The following is a 2,095-nucleotide window of genomic DNA, read 5'->3' as shown; positions in this document are numbered from 1 at the left end:
GTCCGGATCCAGCCGGGTCCGGACGACGACCGCATGCTCGGCAGCGGGGCTGGTCGGCGACAGGGGCGCGGCTCAGACCACCGCGTCGCGCAGCCTGCGGCCGGGGTCCGTCGCGATCTCGACGTCCACGTGCAGCGCCACGTCGCGGTTCATGAGCTTGCGCACCTGACCCACCTCGCGCGGCGCGTCGACCACGAGGATCGCTCGCACGGTCGCGAGCCGGTGCCCCTCGGCGTTGGTCCGGTGCGCTCCCGCGACGGTCTCGAGGTACAGCGCGGTCCAGCCCTCGTGACCGGTGGCCCCGCCGCTCGGGTCGCCGCGGTAGACGACCTCGTGGAACGGCGAGGGCGTGCCGAACAGCGCGATGTCGTGCCCGAGCTGCTGCGAGAACACGTACGGAGCGTGCTGGGGGACCGGTGCCAGCCCCAGGAGCTCGCGGACGGGTTGCGGCTCGGCGGGCATCTCGTCGATGCCGAGGATGGCACGCACGGTCGGCTCGGGGTCGTGCAGCGCCGCGGACCAGTGCCCGCCCGGCACGGGCCCGAACACCGCGTTGTCGCGCGTCGCGCAGTCACCCACGGCGTACAGGCGGCGGAGCGCCTTGAGGGGCAGGTGCCCCGAGGTGCCCGACGGCGCCGCGACGGTCGGCGGAGCCACGCGCCCTGCGCTGTTGACCCGGATCGAGCCGCGCGGGTCGAGGGGGAGCGTGCCCTTGAGCCACGCGGTCGCGGGCCTGGCGCCGACCGCTGCCAGGACGAGGTCGCCCTCGATCGTGCGCCCGTCCGCGAGCACCACGGACCGGGCGCCCACCTCGGTGACCTGGGCGCCGGTGAGCAGGTGGGCGCCGGCGTCGGCGTACCAGCGGGCCAGGTGACCGCCGACCTCCGCACCGAGCTGACGCTCGAGCGGCGTCTGCGCGGCCTCGAGCACGGTGACGACGCACCCCGCCTTCGAGGCGACCCCGGCGACCTCCGCACCGATCCAGCCCGCGCCGATCGAGACGAGGCGCGTCCCGGGGGTGAGGCGCTCGCGCAGGTGAGCGGCGTCGGCGGCGGTGTGCAGGGTGAGCGCGGCCTCCCAGCCGGGCGGGCGCACGGGCTCGGAGCCCAGGGCGAGGACCGCGACGTCGGCCGTGACGCGTCGACCCGACCGGGTCGTGATCGTGACGGACCCGGTACCGGGCTCGAGGTCGACCGCAGGGTCGTCGAGCAGCGCCTCGTCGGCCAGGACGGTGACGTCGACCCCGATCTCCTCGGTCAGCCACGCCGGTCCCGGGCGGACGAGGAGCTCCTTCGACAGCGGCGGACGGTCGTAGGGCGGCACGCCCTCCGCCCCGAGGATCGTCACACGACCCGTGAATCCGTGCGCCCGCAGGGCCGCCACGGTCTGGGCGCCGGCGAGGCCCGCGCCCACGACGACGACCGACCCGGCCGCAGGGCGCCGCGAGTGCGGCAGGACAGCAGTGGTGACTGGTGAGGGCACGATCCCTACGGTAGTCGGCGGTAGGCTCGGACCCGTGAACTGGTGGGAAGCGTGAGCGACGTCACCGCGCCCGGGCGCGGTCCGCACAACGGCACCCCGACGCAGCACCGACCGCCGGCGCCACCCTCGTGGCACCGGCTCGACGGCGCGTCGGAGACCGCGGGCGCCGCAGAGGGGCAGGCGGCGTCCGGGGATCCGCTCGCGCCTGTCGCCCCGCCCTCCGGGATCCCGCGTGTCTCCGGTGGCGACGGCGGGACCGAGTCGCTCGACCGACCTGCCACCGTGGTCGTGCCTGCCCCGCAGAGCAACCTCGCGATGTGGCTCGTCTTCGCAGGGGTCTTGCTCGCGGTCGCGGTGACGCTGGTCGTCGGGGCGCGCGCCGGGGTGCTCGTCCTCGTCGGGATCCTCGTCGTCGGGGCGGGCGTCCGGGCCTTCCTGCCAGGTCCGGGACCCGTGGGGCTCACGGTCCGCACCCGGTGGACCGACGTCATCATGTACCTCGCCGTGGCCGCTGCCATGGGCACGCTCGCCGTCACGGTCCCCAACATCTGACGGCTCGTCAGCCCTCGGCACGGGTCCGGACGGGCTCGTGCGAACCCGGACAGCACGAGGC

The 2,095-nt window shown here is 75.5% G+C and carries 2 protein-coding genes; one reads left to right on the top strand and one right to left on the bottom strand.

The window, feature by feature from the left end; genetic code table 11:
• Positions 1-72 precede the first annotated feature (72 nt).
• Positions 73-1,482 (bottom strand): NAD(P)/FAD-dependent oxidoreductase, encoded by a 1,410-nt coding sequence (locus tag ACFRCR_RS18475; protein WP_377679641.1) that lies wholly within the window; start codon positions 1,480-1,482, stop codon positions 73-75.
• A 51-nt stretch (positions 1,483-1,533) separates the two neighbouring features.
• On the opposite strand from ACFRCR_RS18475, the gene ACFRCR_RS18470 reads away from it, so the two are divergent.
• The gene (locus ACFRCR_RS18470; RefSeq protein ID WP_377679639.1) at positions 1,534-2,034 is read left to right on the top strand and encodes a DUF3017 domain-containing protein; all 501 of its coding nucleotides are present in this window, start codon (positions 1,534-1,536) and stop codon (positions 2,032-2,034) included.
• Positions 2,035-2,095 lie beyond the last annotated feature (61 nt).

The organism is Oerskovia sp. NPDC056781, from assembly GCF_042789955.1.
Classification (GTDB): Bacteria; Actinomycetota; Actinomycetes; order Actinomycetales; family Cellulomonadaceae; genus Oerskovia; species Oerskovia rustica.
The sequence above is the reverse complement of the archived record's forward strand: the minus strand, read 5'-3'. Positions and strand labels throughout refer to the sequence as shown.